Annotated in this window: 23 protein-coding genes; 1 reads left to right on the forward strand and 22 read right to left on the reverse strand. The window is 62.2% G+C overall.

Annotated features, from left to right (window positions below; all coding sequences use genetic code 11):
* Window positions 1–100 precede the first annotated feature (100 nt).
* Entirely contained in the window at window positions 101–592 is a 492-nt protein-coding gene (locus AC07OK_RS20005) for a coiled-coil domain-containing protein (protein WP_494691936.1), read from the forward strand.
* Between the two features lie 9 nt (window positions 593–601).
* On the opposite strand, the gene tatC is transcribed toward AC07OK_RS20005, so the two are convergent.
* The 22 genes from tatC to mlaD form a co-directional block, all read right to left on the reverse strand.
* Window positions 602–1,357, reverse strand: coding sequence for a twin-arginine translocase subunit TatC (gene tatC / locus AC07OK_RS20010; protein ID WP_494691937.1), 756 nt, complete (start codon window positions 1,355–1,357; stop codon window positions 602–604).
* On the reverse strand, window positions 1,358–1,852 hold the full coding sequence (gene tatB, locus AC07OK_RS20015) for a Sec-independent protein translocase protein TatB (RefSeq protein WP_494691938.1): 495 nt from the start codon (window positions 1,850–1,852) through the stop codon (window positions 1,358–1,360).
* A gap of 39 nt (window positions 1,853–1,891) precedes the next feature.
* Window positions 1,892–2,095: a Sec-independent protein translocase subunit TatA gene (gene tatA, locus AC07OK_RS20020; protein WP_026334731.1), complete on the reverse strand. Its 204-nt coding sequence runs from the start codon at window positions 2,093–2,095 to the stop codon at window positions 1,892–1,894.
* A gap of 125 nt (window positions 2,096–2,220) precedes the next feature.
* Window positions 2,221–2,592, reverse strand: a complete 372-nt coding sequence (locus tag AC07OK_RS20025) for a histidine triad nucleotide-binding protein (RefSeq protein ID WP_494691939.1) — start codon at window positions 2,590–2,592, stop codon at window positions 2,221–2,223.
* 21 nt (window positions 2,593–2,613) lie between these two features.
* Window positions 2,614–2,952: a phosphoribosyl-ATP diphosphatase gene (locus AC07OK_RS20030; RefSeq protein WP_217941599.1), complete on the reverse strand. Its 339-nt coding sequence runs from the start codon at window positions 2,950–2,952 to the stop codon at window positions 2,614–2,616.
* Complete coding sequence (gene hisI / locus AC07OK_RS20035; protein WP_494691940.1) at window positions 2,949–3,410, reverse strand: phosphoribosyl-AMP cyclohydrolase; 462 nt, start codon at window positions 3,408–3,410, stop codon at window positions 2,949–2,951. Before hisI ends, AC07OK_RS20030 begins: the two co-directional genes overlap by 4 nt.
* Window positions 3,411–3,433: 23 nt before the next feature.
* Window positions 3,434–4,195: an imidazole glycerol phosphate synthase subunit HisF gene (gene hisF / locus AC07OK_RS20040; protein ID WP_494691941.1), complete on the reverse strand. Its 762-nt coding sequence runs from the start codon at window positions 4,193–4,195 to the stop codon at window positions 3,434–3,436.
* 11 nt (window positions 4,196–4,206) lie between these two features.
* On the reverse strand, window positions 4,207–4,998 hold the full coding sequence (gene hisA, locus AC07OK_RS20045) for a 1-(5-phosphoribosyl)-5-[(5-phosphoribosylamino)methylideneamino]imidazole-4-carboxamide isomerase (protein WP_494691942.1): 792 nt from the start codon (window positions 4,996–4,998) through the stop codon (window positions 4,207–4,209).
* A 33-nt stretch (window positions 4,999–5,031) separates the two neighbouring features.
* Window positions 5,032–5,670: an imidazole glycerol phosphate synthase subunit HisH gene (gene hisH / locus AC07OK_RS20050; RefSeq protein WP_116991409.1), complete on the reverse strand. Its 639-nt coding sequence runs from the start codon at window positions 5,668–5,670 to the stop codon at window positions 5,032–5,034.
* Window positions 5,671–5,680: 10 nt separating this feature from the next.
* The gene (gene hisB, locus AC07OK_RS20055) at window positions 5,681–6,271 is read right to left on the reverse strand and encodes an imidazoleglycerol-phosphate dehydratase HisB (RefSeq protein ID WP_008443061.1); all 591 of its coding nucleotides are present in this window, start codon (window positions 6,269–6,271) and stop codon (window positions 5,681–5,683) included.
* Between the two features lie 19 nt (window positions 6,272–6,290).
* The gene (hisC, locus tag AC07OK_RS20060; RefSeq protein WP_494691943.1) at window positions 6,291–7,385 is read right to left on the reverse strand and encodes a histidinol-phosphate transaminase; all 1,095 of its coding nucleotides are present in this window, start codon (window positions 7,383–7,385) and stop codon (window positions 6,291–6,293) included.
* 13 nt (window positions 7,386–7,398) lie between these two features.
* Window positions 7,399–8,217 carry a DNA-methyltransferase gene (locus tag AC07OK_RS20065; RefSeq protein WP_332853871.1) on the reverse strand — a complete coding sequence of 273 codons (819 nt, stop codon included), beginning with the start codon at window positions 8,215–8,217 and terminating at the stop codon, window positions 7,399–7,401.
* Window positions 8,214–9,530, reverse strand: a complete 1,317-nt coding sequence (hisD, locus tag AC07OK_RS20070) for a histidinol dehydrogenase (RefSeq protein ID WP_494691944.1) — start codon at window positions 9,528–9,530, stop codon at window positions 8,214–8,216. The genes AC07OK_RS20065 and hisD overlap by 4 nt, the downstream gene beginning before the upstream one ends.
* Before the next feature lie 6 nt (window positions 9,531–9,536).
* A complete protein-coding gene (gene hisG / locus AC07OK_RS20075) occupies window positions 9,537–10,199 on the reverse strand; it encodes an ATP phosphoribosyltransferase (RefSeq protein WP_217941591.1) in 663 nt (220 codons plus the stop codon).
* A 1-nt stretch (window position 10,200) separates the two neighbouring features.
* Window positions 10,201–11,451 (reverse strand): UDP-N-acetylglucosamine 1-carboxyvinyltransferase, encoded by a 1,251-nt coding sequence (gene murA, locus AC07OK_RS20080; RefSeq protein ID WP_494691945.1) that lies wholly within the window; start codon window positions 11,449–11,451, stop codon window positions 10,201–10,203.
* A 6-nt stretch (window positions 11,452–11,457) separates the two neighbouring features.
* Window positions 11,458–11,694: a BolA family protein gene (locus AC07OK_RS20085; protein WP_008443072.1), complete on the reverse strand. Its 237-nt coding sequence runs from the start codon at window positions 11,692–11,694 to the stop codon at window positions 11,458–11,460.
* A gap of 31 nt (window positions 11,695–11,725) precedes the next feature.
* The gene (locus AC07OK_RS20090) at window positions 11,726–12,493 is read right to left on the reverse strand and encodes an ABC transporter permease (RefSeq protein WP_494691946.1); all 768 of its coding nucleotides are present in this window, start codon (window positions 12,491–12,493) and stop codon (window positions 11,726–11,728) included.
* Window positions 12,490–13,404, reverse strand: coding sequence for an ABC transporter ATP-binding protein (locus AC07OK_RS20095; RefSeq protein ID WP_494691947.1), 915 nt, complete (start codon window positions 13,402–13,404; stop codon window positions 12,490–12,492). Before AC07OK_RS20095 ends, AC07OK_RS20090 begins: the two co-directional genes overlap by 4 nt.
* Window positions 13,405–13,589: 185 nt before the next feature.
* On the reverse strand, window positions 13,590–14,015 hold the full coding sequence (locus AC07OK_RS20100) for an STAS domain-containing protein (RefSeq protein ID WP_494691948.1): 426 nt from the start codon (window positions 14,013–14,015) through the stop codon (window positions 13,590–13,592).
* 22 nt (window positions 14,016–14,037) lie between these two features.
* Window positions 14,038–14,682, reverse strand: a complete 645-nt coding sequence (locus AC07OK_RS20105) for an MlaC/ttg2D family ABC transporter substrate-binding protein (RefSeq protein ID WP_494691949.1) — start codon at window positions 14,680–14,682, stop codon at window positions 14,038–14,040.
* A gap of 31 nt (window positions 14,683–14,713) precedes the next feature.
* A complete protein-coding gene (locus AC07OK_RS20110) occupies window positions 14,714–15,577 on the reverse strand; it encodes an MlaA family lipoprotein (protein WP_494691950.1) in 864 nt (287 codons plus the stop codon).
* Window positions 15,574–16,044, reverse strand: coding sequence for an outer membrane lipid asymmetry maintenance protein MlaD (mlaD, locus tag AC07OK_RS20115; RefSeq protein WP_494691951.1), 471 nt, complete (start codon window positions 16,042–16,044; stop codon window positions 15,574–15,576). The genes AC07OK_RS20110 and mlaD overlap by 4 nt, the downstream gene beginning before the upstream one ends.
* Window positions 16,045–16,055 lie beyond the last annotated feature (11 nt).

Consider the following 16,055-nt stretch of genomic DNA (forward strand, 5'->3'; position numbering starts at 1 on the left):
CACTTGAGTGCGCGCAAACGACTCAACCATTGATTCGATACGATAGTGAGCCGGTTCGCATTCTGCCCGGTTTCTGCTACGATTAAATCAGGGAGCGGTCATGAATATGGCTATCAAATTCGACACCCTTTCATACGCCAGAAAACTCGAGGAAGCAGGGTTGCCTCAGCAGCAAGCCGAGGCCCAGTCGCTGGCCTTGCGCGACGCATTAGCCCAGTCCACGGTGACGCCCGGCGATCTGTTATTGCTGAAGACGGATATTGTCGCACGCATCGAGATGCTGCGCAGCGATGTGCACGCGCAGATCGAAAAGCTGCGTAGCGAAATACAAGCGCAGATCGAGAAGCTGCGTAGTGACCTGCAAGGACAGATCGAGAAGCTGCGTAGCGACATGCAAGGGCAGATCGACGCGTTGAAAGGACAGATCGACGCGTTGAAAGCACAGATCGTCGAGTTGAAAGCACAGATCGCCGAGTTGAAAGCGCACATGAATATCCGGTTCAACATACTTTACATGCTGACCGGACTCTCCTTGGCGCTACATGGCGTAACGCTCGGCGTGCTTTTTAAAATATTGAGCCGGCTGCCATAGCCAGGCAGATCAGGCCTTCTCTTCCGGCGCCGTCGACATGCGCACGAACATCGGCGCCACCAGCAGGCCCAGCTCGAACAGCAGGCACATCGGAACCGCCAGCGAGAACATGCTGACCGCATCAGGCGGCGTGACGATCGCGGCAATCACGAAGGCGCCCACGATGGCGTAAGGCCGTATCTCTTTCAGCTTGGCCACCGTCACCAAACCCATCCGCACCAAAATCACCACCACCACCGGCACCTCGAAGGTCGCGCCAAACGCCAGGCACATCGACATGACGAAATCCAGGTAGTTCTCGATATCCGGCGTCACCGCGATCGAGTGCGGCGAAAACTCGGAAATGAACTGGAACACGCGCCCGAACACCAGGAAGTAGCAGAACGCCACGCCGGCCATGAACAGCACCGACGACGAAATCACCAGCGGCGCGATCAGCCGCTTCTCATGCGCATACAGGCCGGGCGCCACGAAGGCCCACAGCTGGTACAGCACCCACGGCAGCGACAGGATGATGGAAATGACCAGCGTCACCTTCATCGGCACCAGGAAAGGCGAGATCACGCCGGTGGCGATCATCTTCGAGCCGACCGGCAGCGAGGCGATCATCGGCCGCGCGATGAAATCGTAGATCTGCGACGGACCGGGCCAGATCATCAGCGCGATGCAGACGATGGCAATGCCGATCGATGCCTTGACCAGACGGTCGCGCAATTCGATCAGGTGAGAGATAAAGGTCTCTTCGCCCTTTTCAGGTGTAGTCATTTAGTAGAACGAAGAAGAGGAGTTGCTGCCGGGGCGGAAGCGCTTCACGCGCGCAGCGCCGGAGGTCACGTGCTTCTTGCCGCCGTGACGCTGCTTGTACCAGCCGGGGATGGCCGAATTGCGCACCAGCTTCTTGCGGCGGAACTCGCGCGCCTTGCGCGACAGGTCGTCGGTGGTGACGTTGCTGATGGTCGGCGAGTGGATGGTCGGCGTGTCGTGCCAGGCGTTCTCCACCTCGGCCACGTGCTGCGACATCGAGCTTTCGACGTCCGCCTTCACGCTCTCGGCCGCCGCCTGCACTTCTTTCTGGAGGTTTTTCAACTCTTCCAGTTCGATTTCGCGCGAGACTTCGGATTTGACTTCGTTCAGATAGCGTTGGGCGCGGCCGTATAGCGTCCCGGCCATGCGCGCTACCTTGGGCAGCTTTTCAGGACCGATGACGACCAGCGCAACCACGCCGATCACAGCAAGTTTGGTAAGACCGAGATCGATCATAAGGGTGTTTCAGCGAAAAGGGAGCACCGCTCCCCCAGCTTACTTCTTCTCTTTAGCGTCGACGTCGATGGTGCCGGGAGCGGCTGGCGCAGCTGGCTTGTCGTCGTCGCCCTTGACGCCATCCTTGAAGCCTTTAACGGCCTTGCCGATGTCCGAACCCATATTGCCCAGTTTTTTGGTGCCGAATACCAGCATCACAATCACCAGGACGATCAACCAATGCCAAATACTGAATGAACCCATCATATTCCCCTTGCAAGGCGCATGCGCCCAATTTATCCGTTGATTCGAGAACTGCTGCAACAGTATAAGCGAACCGCAGCCTGTCATGTAGATGTCATGCGGCTAGCGATATAACGCCATGGCGACTAGCGTTGTCCGCGCCAAGGGTGCGGGCCGCCGATCACGTGCAGATGTAAATGGTACACCTCCTGGCCGCCGTTGGGACCACTGTTAATCAGGGTCTTGTAACCGCCGGTCGGCGTGCCGTCCGCATCATAGCCGACCCCGCAGCCGGCTTCCTCTGCCAGACGGGGGGCCAGCGCCAGCATCTTGCCCAGCAGCGGCGCTTCATTGGCGCTGCAATCCGACAAGGTCGAGAAATGTTTCTTCGGGATCAGCAGCAAATGCACCGGCGCGGCCGGGTTGATGTCTTTGAAGGCCAGCAGGTCTTCATCTTCGTAGACGATGGCTGAGGGGATTTTCTTTTCGGCTATTTTGCAAAACAGGCAGTTTTCCACAACGACTCCGTAAATGGGGGATTATTCCTTGCGAGCGGCTTTTTCGGCTATGCCGGAAACGCCTTCGCGGCGCGCCAGCTCGTCGAGTACCTGCTGCGGCTTCAGATCGAACTGGGCCAGCAGCACCAGCGTATGGAACCACAAGTCGGCCACCTCGTACAGCACCTTGCCGCTGTCGCCGCCGGCGCGCGCATCCTTGGCGGCCATCACGGTTTCGGTGGCTTCCTCGCCGATCTTCTTCAGGATGGCGTCGTCGCCCTTGGCGAACAGCTTGGAGGTGTAGGACGTGGCGGGATCGCCCCCGTTGGCCAGTTTGCGCGACTCGATGATGTCGGCCAGGCGGTCCAGGATAGTACTCATGTGGATTTCTTTGCTTTGGTTTTCGCCACGGTGGCGGGGGTGTAGATGTCGGATGGATCTTTCAGCACCGGCTCGGTGTTCTGCCAGTCGCCTTCCAGCGCGTCGCCTTCGAACTTCTGGAAGAAGCAGGAATGGCGGCCGGTATGGCAGGCGATGCCGCCGGCCTGTTCGATCTTCAGCAGCACCACGTCTTCGTCGCAGTCGAGGCGGATTTCCAGCACCTTCTGCACGTGGCCGGACTCCTCGCCCTTGTGCCACAGCTTCTTGCGCGAGCGGCTCCAGTAGACTGCTTCGCCGAGCTCGACCGTCTTGGCCAGCGCGTCGCGGTTCATCCAGGCGAACATCAACACATCGTTGCTGCCCGCTTCCTGGGCGATAACCGGCACCAGGCCGTGCTCGTCCCACTGGATTTTCTTCAGCCATTTAGCCTTGGCCAAGGCGCTTGCGGTAGTCGACATCTTCATTTCCATACTGTTAAAAACTACGCCAGGCGCATCGGAATGCCCTGTTGCGCCATGAAGCGCTTGGCTTCCTGCACGGTGTGCTGGCCGTAGTGGAAGATACTGGCCGCCAGCACCGCATCGGCCTTGCCCAGCTTGATGCCGTCGGCCAGGTCCTGCAAGCCGCCGACGCCGCCCGAGGCGATCACCGGGATGCTGACTGCGTCGGACACGCCGCGCGTCAGGCCCAGGTCGAAGCCGGACTTGGTGCCGTCGCGGTCCATGCTGGTGAGCAGGATTTCGCCGGCGCCCAGCTGTTCCATTTTCTTCGCCCATTCGATGGCGTCGATGCCGGTGGCCTTGCGGCCGCCGTGGGTGAACACTTCCCACTTGCCGGGCGCGATCTGCTTGGCGTCGATCGCCACCACGATGCACTGCGAGCCGTGCTTTTGCGAGGCGTCGAACACCAGCTGCGGATTCGACACCGCCGACGAGTTCATGCTGACCTTGTCCGCGCCGGCGTTGAGCAGGCGGCGCACATCGGCCACTTCGCGCACGCCGCCGCCCACCGTCAGCGGAATGAACACCTGCGAAGCGACGGCTTCGATGATGTCCAGGATCAGGCCGCGGTTGTCGCTGGTGGCGGTGATGTCGAGGAAGGTCAGTTCGTCGGCGCCCTGCTCATCGTAGCGGCGGGCGATTTCCACCGGGTCGCCGGCGTCGCGCAGCTCGGTGAAATTGACGCCTTTGACGACGCGGCCATTGGTCACGTCCAGGCAGGGGATGATGCGTTTAGCGAGCATGATATTTGACTTTAGTTTTCTTCCGAGTCGACTTCCAGGTCGCCGCTCAGTTCATCCGCGCGCAACTGGGCCGAGGCCAGGTCGATGGTGCCTTCGTAAATCGAACGGCCGCAGATCACGCCCTCGATGCCTTCGTCCTGGACAGCGCACAGCGCTTCGACGTCGCCCAGGTTGTGCAGGCCGCCCGAAGCGATGACCGGGATCTTGACCGCCTGCGCCAGCTTGACGGTGGCTTCGATGTTCACGCCGCCCATCATGCCGTCGCGGCCGATGTCGGTGTAGATGATCGATTCGACGCCGTAGGCTTCGAACTTCTTGGCCAGGTCGATCACTTCGTGGCCGGACATCTTGCTCCAGCCGTCGGTGGCGACCTTGCCGTCCTTGGCGTCCAGGCCGACGATGATGTGGCCGGGGAAGGCGCCGCAGGCGTCGTGCAGGAAGCCCGGCTCCTTGACCGCGGCGGTGCCGATGATGACGTAGCTGATGCCGGCGTCCAGGTAGCGCTCGATGGTGTCGAGGTCGCGGATGCCGCCGCCCAGCTGCACGGGGATTTCATCCAGGTCGTTTTCTTCGGCGTATTCCTGCACCACTTTCAGGATGGCCTTGACCGCGGCTTCGTTCTTCGGCTTGCCGGCGAAGGCGCCGTTCAGGTCGACCAGGTGCAGGCGGCGCGCGCCTTGCTTGAGCCAGTGCAGGGCCATGTCGGCCGGGTCTTCGGAAAATACGGTGGCGAGTTCCATATCGCCTTGTTTCAAGCGAACGCAGTGACCGTCTTTGAGGTCGATGGCAGGAATGAGCAGCATGATGGTTTCAGTAGATTTAAGGGGTAAATGAAATCAAGGGTTCCAGTGAACGAAATTTTTGTACAACTGCAATCCGGCCGCGGCGCTTTTCTCCGGGTGGAACTGGGTCGCAAAAATATTATCACGGGCGACGGCGCAACTGAACGCCGCACCGTAGACGGTTTGTCCAACGGTGTGCTCGGTCCGCTCAGGCTGGGCGAAATAGCTGTGCACGAAATAGAAATAACTGTTGTCGGCAATGTCCTGCCACATCGGGTGAGACGCGTTTTGGTGGACTTGGTTCCAGCCCATCTGCGGCACCTTGAAGCGCGAGCCGTCTTCCTGGATCTGGCCGTCCAGCTGGAAGCGTACCACTTTACCCGGCAACAGGCCGAGGCCGGCGGCATCGCCTTCCTCGCTGACGTCGAACAGCATCTGCTCGCCGATGCACACGCCCATCAGCGGCTTGGTTTTGGCGGCCACCAGCAGCGCTTCCTGCACGCCGGATTCGCGCAGGCTGCGCATGCAATCCGGCATGGCGCCCTGGCCGGGCAGCACGATGCGGTCGGCCGATTCGATGTCGGCCACTTCGCCGGAAATGAGCACATTGGCTTCGGGCGCGACGGCGCGCAGGGCCTGCGCGACCGAGCGCAGATTACCCATGCCGTAATCAACTACTACGATTTTTTTCATGATGTATCTTCTACAGACTGCCCTTGGTCGACGGGATGGTGCCGGCGGCGCGCGGGTCCAGCTCGGACGCCATGCGCAGCGCGCGGCCGAAGGCCTTGAACACGGTTTCGCATTGATGGTGGGCGTTGGTGCCGCGCAGGTTATCGATGTGCAGCGTGACCAGCGCGTGGTTGACGAAGCCGCGGAAGAATTCCAGCGTCAGGTCGACGTCGAAGGTGCCGATCATCGCGCGCGTGAACGGAATATGGTACTCGATGCCAGGACGGCCGGAGAAATCCAGCACCACGCGCGACAGCGCCTCGTCCAGCGGCACGTACGAGTGACCGTAGCGGACGATGCCCTTGCGGTCGCCGATGGCCTTGGCCACGGCCATGCCCAGCGTGATGCCGACGTCTTCCACCGTGTGGTGGTTGTCGATATGGATGTCGCCGGTCGCTTCCACGTCCAGGTCGAACAGGCCGTGACGGGCGATCTGGTCCAGCATGTGGTCCAGGAAGGGCACGCCGGTGTTCAGCTTTTGCTGGCCGGTGCCGTCAAGGTTGATGGAAACGCGGACTTGCGTCTCGTTGGTGTTGCGGATGATTTCTGCGGTGCGGTTCATGAAGGGCTCGCGATGGGTCTCAGGATGCCAGCGATGCGGCGAAGGCATCGAGGAAGGTGGAATTCTCTTCCGGGGTACTGACCGTGATACGCAAACAATTGGCCAGCACATCGTGCATTTTACCTACATTTTTGACTAATACCTTGCGGGACAGCAGTTTCGCGTAGGCATCGTCGGAATTTGGCACCCGAATCAAGATAAAATTCGCCGCCGAGGGAAATACCTCGACGCCGGGCATAGCGGCCAATGCCGCCGTCAGATCGGCGCGTGCGGCGCGCAAAGCGGTGGCCTGCTGGTTCAGCACCTCCACGTGGTCGAGCGCGAATTCGGCCGCTGCCTGCGTCAACACGTTGATGTTGTAAGGAGGCCGCACTTTGTCGAACTCCGCCAGCAATTGCGGCGCCGCCGACATGTAACCCAGGCGGATGCCGGCCAGGCCCAGCTTCGATACGGTGCGCATCACGACCAGATTGTTAAATTCCGGCAGGCGGTGCATAAAGGTCTGCTGCGCGAACGGCTCGTAGGCTTCGTCGACCACCGCCAGACCGAAACCGTCCAGCGCCTTGATGATGGCGACGATATCGTCCGCCGCGAACAGGTTGCCGGTCGGGTTGTTGGGATAGGACAGGAACACCAGCGACGGCTTGTGCTGCTTGATCGCGGCCAGCATGGCCGGCATATCCAGCGTCAGGTCGGCCCTGAGCGGTACGCCGACGTAGTCCATGCCGGCGAATTGCGCCGAGCGCTGGTACATGACGAAGGATGGCGTCGGCGCCAGCACCACGGCGCGGCGGTCCTGCAGCGCGCAGCCCATGCACAGGATCGAGATCAGTTCGTCGGAGCCGTTGCCCAGCATGACGTCGTAACCGGCCGGCACGCCCAGTTTGGCGCACACGCTTTGCTTGATGGAGGCGTAGGAGGCGACCGGGTAGCGGTTCAGCGTCACCTCCACCAGGCGGCGGGCCAGCTCCTCGCGCAGATGATGCGGCAGGTGGTAAGGGTTCTCCATCGCGTCCAGTTTGATATAACCACTCGCGTCGGCGACGTGATAGCCATGAATGGCGCGCACGTCGGAGCGGATGGTGGTGTTGACCAGGGTGTCGATGGAAGACATCTTACTAAGGCTCCTATGAGTTGACTAAACTTCGTTTAACAGCGGATTTTTTCTTCTTCTCCGGCGGTGCGGGCACCTCCGGCATGGCGAGACGTTCGGCAATGATGGCGCAGTAGTCCGGATTCAGTTCGAAGCCGACGAAATTTCGGCCGCAGCGCTTGGCGGCGATCGCCGTCGTGCCGCTGCCCATGAACAGGTCCAGCACCACGCCATCCGGCGGGCACGAAGCCTTGAGCATGCGCTCGATGATCTCCAGCGGCTTTTGCGTTGGATGGTCGGCGCGCTCGGGATGCTCACGGTGCAGGCGCGATACGCTCCACAAATCCTTGGGGTTGTAGCCCACTTCCAGCCATTTTGCGCCGATGAAGATCGAGCGCGAACGGGCTTTCTTGGTTTCGGCGTCGTAGGGAATGCGCACCGAGTCCAGGTCGAAGTAGTAATCCTTGCGGCGCACGAAGAAGCCGATGGTGTCGTGCACCGACGAGTAGCTGCGCACGCTGCCGCCCATCGACGGCACGCGGCGGTCCCAGATAATCTCGTTCATCATCGTCATGCGCTTTTTCAGCAGCACGAAGATCTCCGGCGAAAAGCGCCAGGTCAGGAAGATGTACAGGCTGCCGTTGGGCTTGAGCTTGGGCAGCGCGGCGTCGATCCACTGCTCGGTCCAGCGCAGGTACTCTTCCACCGTCTGCGAATCGGAGTCGTTGCCGTAGTCCTTGCCCAGGTTGTACGGCGGGTCGGTCAGTATCAGGTCGATGGAACCGTCCGGGATGCGCGCCAGGCCGGTCAGCGCATCCTCACAGAAGACCTGATTGATCCATGCTTCGCTCATTTGAGGCGCAGCTCCGCGCTGCGGGCGTGGGCTTGCAGGCCTTCGCCGTAGGCCAGTTCGGCCGCGACCTTGCCCAGCGTTTGCGCGCCGGCTTCGCTGACGTGGATGATCGACGAGCGTTTCTGGAAATCGTACACGCCCAGCGGCGACGAGAAGCGCGCGGTGCGCGAGGTCGGCAGCACGTGGTTCGGGCCGCAGCAGTAGTCGCCCAGCGATTCGGACGAGTAGCGGCCGAGGAACATGGCACCGGCGTGGCGGATCTGGTCGGCCCACTGCTGCGGGTTCTCGGCCGAGATCTCCAGGTGTTCGGCGGCGATGCTGTTGGCGATGGCGCAGGCCTCGGCCATGTCGCGCACTTTCACCAGCGCGCCGCGGTCGGTCAGCGAGGTGCGGATCGTTTCCGCGCGCGGCATCGTCGGCAGCAGCTTGTTGATGCTCGCTTCCACCTTGGCGATGTAGCCGGCGTCGGGGCACAGCAGGATGGCTTGCGCCAGTTCGTCGTGCTCGGCCTGCGAGAACAGGTCCATCGCCACCCAATCCGGGTCGGTGGTGCCGTCGCAGATGATCAGGATTTCGGAAGGGCCGGCGATCATGTCGATGCCGACGATGCCGAACACGCGGCGCTTGGCGGCGGCCACGTAGGCGTTACCTGGGCCGACGATCTTGTCGACCGGCGCGATGGTCTCGGTGCCGTGCGCCAGCGCGGCGACAGCCTGCGCACCGCCGATGGTGATGACGCGGGTGACGCCGGCAATCGCGGCGGCGGCCAGCACCATCTGGTTCTTCACGCCGTCCGGGGTCGGCACCACCATGATGATCTCTTCGACGCCGGCGACGTGCGCGGGAATCGCATTCATCAGCACCGACGATGGATAGGCGGCCTTGCCGCCGGGGACGTAGATGCCCACGCGGTCCAGCGGCGTGACCTTCTGGCCCAGCACCGTGCCATCGGCCTCGGTGTAGGTGAAGCCGTTCAGTTCCTGCTTCTGGCGCTCGTGGAATACGCGGATGCGCTGCGCGGCGATGTGCAGCGCGTTGCGCTGCGCTTCGGGAATCGCGGCCAGCGCGGCCTGCAGTTCGGCTTCGGGAATATCGAAGGCGGCCATGCTGGTGGCGCCACCGTTCGGAATGCGATCGAAGCGGTTGGTGTATTCCAGCACGGCGGCGTCGCCGCGCGCCTTGACGTCGGCCAGGATGCCGCCGACGGCGCGTTCGATCGCTTCATCGGTGCTCGCTTCAAATGCCAGCAGGGCATCCAGGGACTTTTTGAAATCGGCTTGGGTGGAATCGAGCTTGGTAATTTGAATCGACATGATGATTTACTTTTTAGAGGCGCGTTCGAATGCTTCGATGATCGGTTGCAGGCGGGCGCGCTTGATCTTCAAGGCGGCCTGGTTGACGATCAGGCGCGACGAGATGTCCATGATCGCTTCGACCTCTTTCAGGTCGTTGGCGCGCAGCGTGTTGCCGGTGCTGACCACGTCGACGATGGCGTCCGACAGGCCGACCAGCGGCGCCAGTTCCATCGAGCCGTACAGCTTGATCAGGTCGACGTGCACGCCCTTCTTGGCGAAGTGCTCGCGCGCGGTTTCCACGAACTTGGTGGCCACGCGCAGGCGCGCGCCCTGGCGCACGGCGGTCTCGTAGTCGAAACCGTTGCGCACGGCGACCGACATGCGGCAGGCCGCGATGTTCAGGTCGATGGGCTGGTACAGGCCTTCGCCGCCGTGCTCCAGCAGCACGTCCTTGCCGGCCACGCCAAAGTCCGCCGCGCCGTGCTGCACATAGGTCGGTACGTCGGTGGCGCGGACGATGATGACGCGCACGTCAGGATCGTTGGTCGACAGGATCAGCTTGCGCGATGTCTCCGGGTTTTCGGTGACGGTGATGCCGGCCGCTTCCAGCAGCGGCAGGGTGTCCTCGAAAATACGTCCCTTCGACAGCGCGAGGATCAGCTGCGAGTTGGCCTGGAATGCGCTCATGTTATTTAATCCGTTTGATGTTGGCGCCCACTGCGGACAGTTTCACTTCCATCTGGTCGTAGCCGCGGTCGAGGTGGTAGATGCGGTCGATCAGCGTTTCGCCGCGCGCGGTCAGCGCCGCGATCACCAGCGATGCCGAGGCGCGCAGGTCGGTCGCCATCACAGGCGCGCCCACCAGCTGCTCGACGCCTTTGATGAAGGCGGTGTTGCCGTCGGTTTCAATCGACGCGCCCAGGCGGTTCATCTCCTGCACGTGCATGAAGCGATTTTCGAAGATCGTTTCGGTCACGCGGCTGGCGCCATCGGCGATGGTGTTCACCGCCATGAACTGCGCCTGCATGTCGGTCGGGAAGCCCGGGTATTCGGTGGTGCGGAAGGTCACGGGCGTCGGACGCTTGTCCATCTGCGCGCGGATCCAGTTGTCGCCGATGGTCATCTGCAGGCCGACCTCGCGCAGCTTGTCCAGCGCGGCGTCCATGATGTCGACGCGGGTGTTGCGGATGGTGATGTCGCCGCCGGTGGCAGCCACTGCGCACAGGAAGGTCGCCGCTTCGATACGGTCGGAGATCACGGCATGCTTGGCGCCGTGCAGCTCGGCCACGCCCTGGATCACCAGGCGGTTGCTGCCGATGCCTTCGATCTTCGCGCCCATCGCCACCAGCAGGTTGGCCAGGTCGGTCACTTCAGGTTCGCAGGCGGCGTTTTCCAGCACGGTCTCGCCTTCGGCCAGGGTGGAGGCCATCAGCAGGTTCTCGGTGCCGGTCACGGTGATCATGTCGGTGACGATGCGCGCGCCCTTGAGCTTTTTGCACTTGGCGTAGATGTAGCCGCCTTCGACGGTGATGTCCGCGCCCAGCGCCTGCAGGCCCTTGATGTGCTGGTCCACCGGACGCGAGCCGATGGCGCAGCCGCCCGGCAGCGAGACCTTGGCTTCGCCGAAGCGCGCCAGCAATGGGCCCAGCACCAGGATCGAGGCGCGCATGGTTTTCACCAGCTCATACGGGGCTTCCAGCTTGTCGATGGCGCTGCCATTGAGCGTGACCTTGTCGCCGTCCTGCGCCACTTTGAGGCCGGTCTGGCCCAGCAGCTTGAGGATGGTCGCCACGTCGTGCAGGTGCGGCACGTTGGACAGTTCGACATCGCCCGACGTCAGCAAGCCGGCGCACAGGATAGGCAGCGCAGCGTTCTTCGCGCCGGAGATGTTGATGTCGCCGTTCAGGCGGTTGCCGCCTTGTATGAGGAGCTTGTCCATGCTTGCTTATCCTTGGTATTCGTCAGGGGTGAGGGTTTTCATCGACAGCGCGTGGATTTCTTCGCGCATGCGATCGCCCAGCGCGGCGTACACGATCTGGTGGCGCTGGATCAAACGCTTGCCGACGAAGGCCGGCGAGACGATGACGGCCTGGAAGTGCTGGCCGTCGCCCTCCACTTCGAGGTGGGTGCATTCGAGGCCGGCGCTCAGGTAGCCGTGGATCAGTTCTGGAGTAGTGGTCATGATGAAGTCCTTGGAATTAATGGCGCAAACCTTAGTGGCGTAAACGATATCCGCTGCGCAGCAAACGTATCGCCAGCAGTGCCAACACGACGAGGAAGGCGGAGACGATGCTCACGCTGACCAGCGGGTTGACGTCCGACTGGCCGAAGAAACCGTAGCGGAAGCCGTCGATCATGTAGAAGAACGGGTTCAGATGCGATACCGTCAGCCAGAACGGCGGCAGCGAATGGATCGAGTAGAACACGCCGGACAGGAAGGTCAGCGGCATGATCAGGAAGTTCTGGAACGCGGCCAGCTGGTCGAATTTCTCGGCCCAGATGCCGGCGATCAGGCCCATGGTGCCGAGGATGGCGGCGCCCAGCAGCGCGAACACCACGATCCACAGCGGCGCCGTGAACGACAGGTGGGCGAACCACGCCGTCACCACGAACACGCCGAAGCCGACCACGATGCCGCGCACCATGGCGGCCAGCACGTAGGCCGAGAAGATCTCCCAGTGCGACAGGGGCGTGAGCAGCACGAACACCAGGTTGCCGGTGATCTTGGACTGGATCAGCGAGGACGACGAGTTGGCGAAGGCATTCTGCAGCACGCTCATCATCACCAGGCCGGGAATCAGGAAGGCGGTATAGCTGACGCCCGCATACACGGTGACACGGCCTTCGAGCACGTGGCCGAAGATCAGCAGGTACAGCATCGCCGTCAGGATGGGCGCGGCGACGGTTTGCGTGGCCACTTTCCAGAAGCGCAGCGTCTCCTTGTAGACCAGGGTGCGGAAGCCGGTGGAGATGAAGTTCATACGGTGCCCTTGTCCATGATCTGCAAGAAGATGTCTTCCAGGTCAGCTTGTTGCAATTGCATTTCGTCGATCACGGCGCCGGACTGGCGCAGGCGCGCCAGCAGGGCTTCGACTTCTGCGTATTCGTTGACGCGCAGGCTGTACTTCTTCCCGTGCTCCGAGGTCTCCGGATGCGTGACCAGGTGGCGCATGTCGTCCGGCAGGTCGCCGGCGGCCAGGTTGACCGTCAGCTGCGAGCCGGAGATGCGGCGGATCAGCGACGCCATCGTGTCCAGCGCGACGACCTTGCCGCTCTTGAGCATGGCCACGCGCTTGCACATGGCTTGCGCTTCTTCCAGGTAGTGGGTGGTCAGCACCACGGTGTGGCCTTCGCGGTTCAGGCGCGAGATGAACTTCCACAAGGTCTGGCGCAGTTCGACGTCGACGCCGGCGGTCGGCTCGTCGAGCACGATCACGGGCGGCTTGTGCACCAGCGCCTGCGCCACCAGCACGCGGCGCTTCATGCCGCCGGACAGGGCGCGCATGTTGACGTCGGCCTTGTTGGTCAGGTCGAGGTTGTGCATCACCTCATCGATCCAGGCGTCGTTGTTCGGCAGGCCGAAGTAGCCCGACTGCAGGCGCAGCGTCTCGCGCACCGTGAAGAAGGGGTCGAACACCAGCTCCTGCGGCACCACGCCCAGCATCTTGCGGGCGGCGCGGAAATCGCCGGTGACGTCATGGCCGTGGATGGTGACCTTGCCGGCGTCGGGACGGATCAGGCCCGCGATGATGGAAATCAGGGTGGTCTTGCCCGCGCCGTTGGGGCCCAGCAGACCGAAAAACTCGCCCTCTTCGATCGAAAGGGACACGCCGCCCAGTGCCTGGAGCGACTTGTAGCGCTTCTCGACATTACTTATTTGGATCGCTGTCATGCTTGACTTATCTGTAAGGTGCGGCGGCACGGGTCCGGCGCGTAGGTGCCAAAAAGGCGGAAGATGCTGCGGGCGCCGCGGCTCTCAGGCAGCGGCAACGTTCAATTATATTGGAAATTCGGATCGGCAGAGCCAGACTGGCTATTTACCGGGGGAACAACAAGCGGCGGGGGGTGCGGCGAGGGTCAATGATGGTGGTGCGAAGCCGGGTCGTCGGCGAGACCGGTCTTGGGGGTGAAGAAGGATTCCGGTGCATGGACCGGAGCGAATTCTTCGTGGGCGGGATTGCTCGCCGCGGCGCCGTCCTGCTCCAGCTTGACCTCTGGCGGGAACAGCAGCGAACACACACCGTACAGCTTGGTCAGGCTTTGCAGCGCCGGCGGCAGGTTTTTCAGTTCCAGCTTGACGCCGCCATCCTGGGCGGCGCGCTGCCACGCCAGCATGACCGACACCGCCACCGAATCCACCGTCAACACATGGCGCAGGTCGAACACGGTCTGGCCGGCCTTGAGGGCCGACAGGCCGCGCTCCAGCGCCGCGGAGGCGTTGAGCACGGTCAGGGTCGTGAGCGACTGCAAGTTGTCGATGGCTTCGGATACGGCGTTAGACATGGCGTGTTGGCTTGGTTATGGCTTACTTGGCGACGGTTTTCAGGGGTTTGTTGGCCAGCGACTTGTTCTTTTCCGTCAGCGTCTTGATCAGGCCGTCGATGCCCCCCTTGCTGATTTCGGAGGCGAACGTGCCTTTGTAGGTCTCGACCAGCCATGCGCCCAGCACATTGATGTCGTAGATCTTCCAGCCCGACGGGGTCTTGGCGACGCGGTAGTTCAGCGGGATCGGTTCGCCGCGGGCGACGTTGACCTGCGAACGCACTTCCACTTCGTTGTCGGCCGGATCGGAACGCATCGGCTTGAATTCGATGGTTTCGTTCTTAATCTGCGACAGCGCGCCGGAATAGGTGAAGATCAGCAGCGTGCGGAACTGTTCCGACAGCGCTTTTTGCTGTTCGGGCGTGGCGTCGCGCCAGAAGCGGCCGGCCGCCAGCGCGGTCATGCGCTGCGAATCGACGTAAGGCAAAATCTTGCTCTCGACCAGGTCGAGCACTTTCTTCTGGTCGCCGGACTGGATGGACTTGTCGGCCTTGGCGGTCTCGATCACTTCCTGGCTGATGCGCTTGACCAGCACGTCCGGTGCTTCGTTGGACGGCGCGGCGGCCGCGTGGGCGTTGACGGCCAGCGCAACAGTTACTAAAGCGATAAGTTGTTTGATCAATTTCATGTTGTCGTTACCTTTGTGTGGTTCTTCGGGGTCACTGGCTGGCGGTAGCCGCAGCCGGTGCGCCAGAGTTTAACTCTTTTGGCGCCGATTCGGATGACACGGGGATAGAACTTTGTGCGGCAGTGGCCGGCGCAGCGCCAGGCACGGCCGCCGGTTTGGCGTCGATCTCGGCCGAATCGTCCTTCGTCGACTTGCGCGGAGCATCGTCGCCGTCAGGGTGGATCTGGCTTTCGCGGCGTTGCAGGAAACCGTCGCGGATGAACTCGTAGCGGTCCAGCGCGGCGTCTTCCAGCAGGCTGGTCGCGTTGAGCAGGTTAGCACGTTGGTCGACCACGCGTAGCGCGGTACCGGTGTTGCGGATGTAGACCGGCTCCTTGTAGGCCCAGATATCGCCCTTGATATCAAGCGGCAAGGCCACCGTGTCGCGCACGGTCGATGGGCCCAGCAGCGGCAGCATCAGGTAGGGGCCGGACGGCACGCCCCAGGTGCCCAGCGTCTGGCCGAAGTCTTCCTTGTGCTTTTGCAGGCCGGCTTCCGAGGCGATGTCGAACAGGCCGACGATGCCCAGCGTGGAATTGAGCGCAAAGCGGGTGACGTCCGACATGCCGGCTTCGCCCTTGCCTTGCAGCAAGTTGTTGACGCCGGTCCAGGCGTCGGCCAGGTTGCCGAAGAAGTTGTTGACGCCGGTCTGCACGAAGGTCGGCAGCACGTTGCGGTAGGCCGTCGCGGCCGGCTTGAGCGCATAGGTGTCGACCGTATCGTTGAAGCTGAACATGGCGCGGTTGAAGCCCTCGTAGGGGTCGCGCGGGTTCGGGCCGGCGCAGCCGGCCAGCAGCACGGTGACGCCCAGCGCCAGCGCGGCGCTACGGAGGTGTTTGGCGGTACGTTGCGTCATTTACTGTCCTTTCCGTCTGCAGCTTTGCTGTAGATGAACTGGTTAATCAGGTCTTCCAGTACGGCGGCCGACTGGGTACGGGCGATCTTGTCGCCGGCGCCCAGGTTGTTGGTGTCGCCGCCGGCTTCGATGCCCACGTATTGCTCGCCCAGCAGGCCGGCCGTCAGGATCTTGGCCGAGCTGTCTTTCGGGAACTTGTAGCCTTCTTCCATGTTCAAGGTTACCAGTGCCTGGTAACTCTTGTCATCAAACTTGATCTCTCCCACACGGCCGACCACCACGCCGGCCGCCTTGACCGCCGCTTGCGGGCGCAGGCTGCCGATGTTGTCGAACTTGGCGGTGATCGGGTACACCTTGCCGAAGGACATGGACCCCATGTTGCCGGCCTTCAGCGCCAGGAACATCAGCGCGACGACGCCGACGACGATGAACAGACCGACCCAGATATCCAGAGATTTACGTTGCATAGCGATTCCTT

Source organism: Duganella sp. GW821-FHT07G03, assembly GCF_059418605.1.

Bases quoted from the DNA above. Each gene is read 5' to 3' on its own strand.
- AC07OK_RS20110 (WP_494691950.1), bottom strand. From the start codon at position 15,577: ATGACGCAACGTACCGCCAAACACCTCCGTAGCGCCGCGCTGGCGCTG.
- tatA (WP_026334731.1), bottom strand. From the start codon at position 2,095: ATGGGTTCATTCAGTATTTGGCATTGGTTGATCGTCCTGGTGATTGTG.
- hisC (WP_494691943.1), bottom strand. From the start codon at position 7,385: ATGTCTTCCATCGACACCCTGGTCAACACCACCATCCGCTCCGACGTG.
- hisB (WP_008443061.1), bottom strand. From the start codon at position 6,271: ATGAACCGCACCGCAGAAATCATCCGCAACACCAACGAGACGCAAGTC.
- tatB (WP_494691938.1), bottom strand. From the start codon at position 1,852: ATGATCGATCTCGGTCTTACCAAACTTGCTGTGATCGGCGTGGTTGCG.
- hisA (WP_494691942.1), bottom strand. From the start codon at position 4,998: ATGCTGCTCATTCCTGCCATCGACCTCAAAGACGGTCACTGCGTTCGC.
- murA (WP_494691945.1), bottom strand. From the start codon at position 11,451: ATGGACAAGCTCCTCATACAAGGCGGCAACCGCCTGAACGGCGACATC.
- hisI (WP_494691940.1), bottom strand. From the start codon at position 3,410: ATGTCGACTACCGCAAGCGCCTTGGCCAAGGCTAAATGGCTGAAGAAA.
- mlaD (WP_494691951.1), bottom strand. From the start codon at position 16,044: ATGCAACGTAAATCTCTGGATATCTGGGTCGGTCTGTTCATCGTCGTC.
- AC07OK_RS20090 (WP_494691946.1), bottom strand. From the start codon at position 12,493: ATGAACTTCATCTCCACCGGCTTCCGCACCCTGGTCTACAAGGAGACG.
- hisF (WP_494691941.1), bottom strand. From the start codon at position 4,195: ATGCTCGCTAAACGCATCATCCCCTGCCTGGACGTGACCAATGGCCGC.
- AC07OK_RS20105 (WP_494691949.1), bottom strand. From the start codon at position 14,682: ATGAAATTGATCAAACAACTTATCGCTTTAGTAACTGTTGCGCTGGCC.
- AC07OK_RS20005 (WP_494691936.1), top strand. From the start codon at position 101: ATGAATATGGCTATCAAATTCGACACCCTTTCATACGCCAGAAAACTC.
- AC07OK_RS20095 (WP_494691947.1), bottom strand. From the start codon at position 13,404: ATGACAGCGATCCAAATAAGTAATGTCGAGAAGCGCTACAAGTCGCTC.
- hisD (WP_494691944.1), bottom strand. From the start codon at position 9,530: ATGTCGATTCAAATTACCAAGCTCGATTCCACCCAAGCCGATTTCAAA.
- hisH (WP_116991409.1), bottom strand. From the start codon at position 5,670: ATGAAAAAAATCGTAGTAGTTGATTACGGCATGGGTAATCTGCGCTCG.
- AC07OK_RS20030 (WP_217941599.1), bottom strand. From the start codon at position 2,952: ATGAGTACTATCCTGGACCGCCTGGCCGACATCATCGAGTCGCGCAAA.
- AC07OK_RS20065 (WP_332853871.1), bottom strand. From the start codon at position 8,217: ATGAGCGAAGCATGGATCAATCAGGTCTTCTGTGAGGATGCGCTGACC.
- hisG (WP_217941591.1), bottom strand. From the start codon at position 10,199: ATGAGCGCATTCCAGGCCAACTCGCAGCTGATCCTCGCGCTGTCGAAG.
- AC07OK_RS20085 (WP_008443072.1), bottom strand. From the start codon at position 11,694: ATGACCACTACTCCAGAACTGATCCACGGCTACCTGAGCGCCGGCCTC.
- tatC (WP_494691937.1), bottom strand. From the start codon at position 1,357: ATGACTACACCTGAAAAGGGCGAAGAGACCTTTATCTCTCACCTGATC.
- AC07OK_RS20100 (WP_494691948.1), bottom strand. From the start codon at position 14,015: ATGTCTAACGCCGTATCCGAAGCCATCGACAACTTGCAGTCGCTCACG.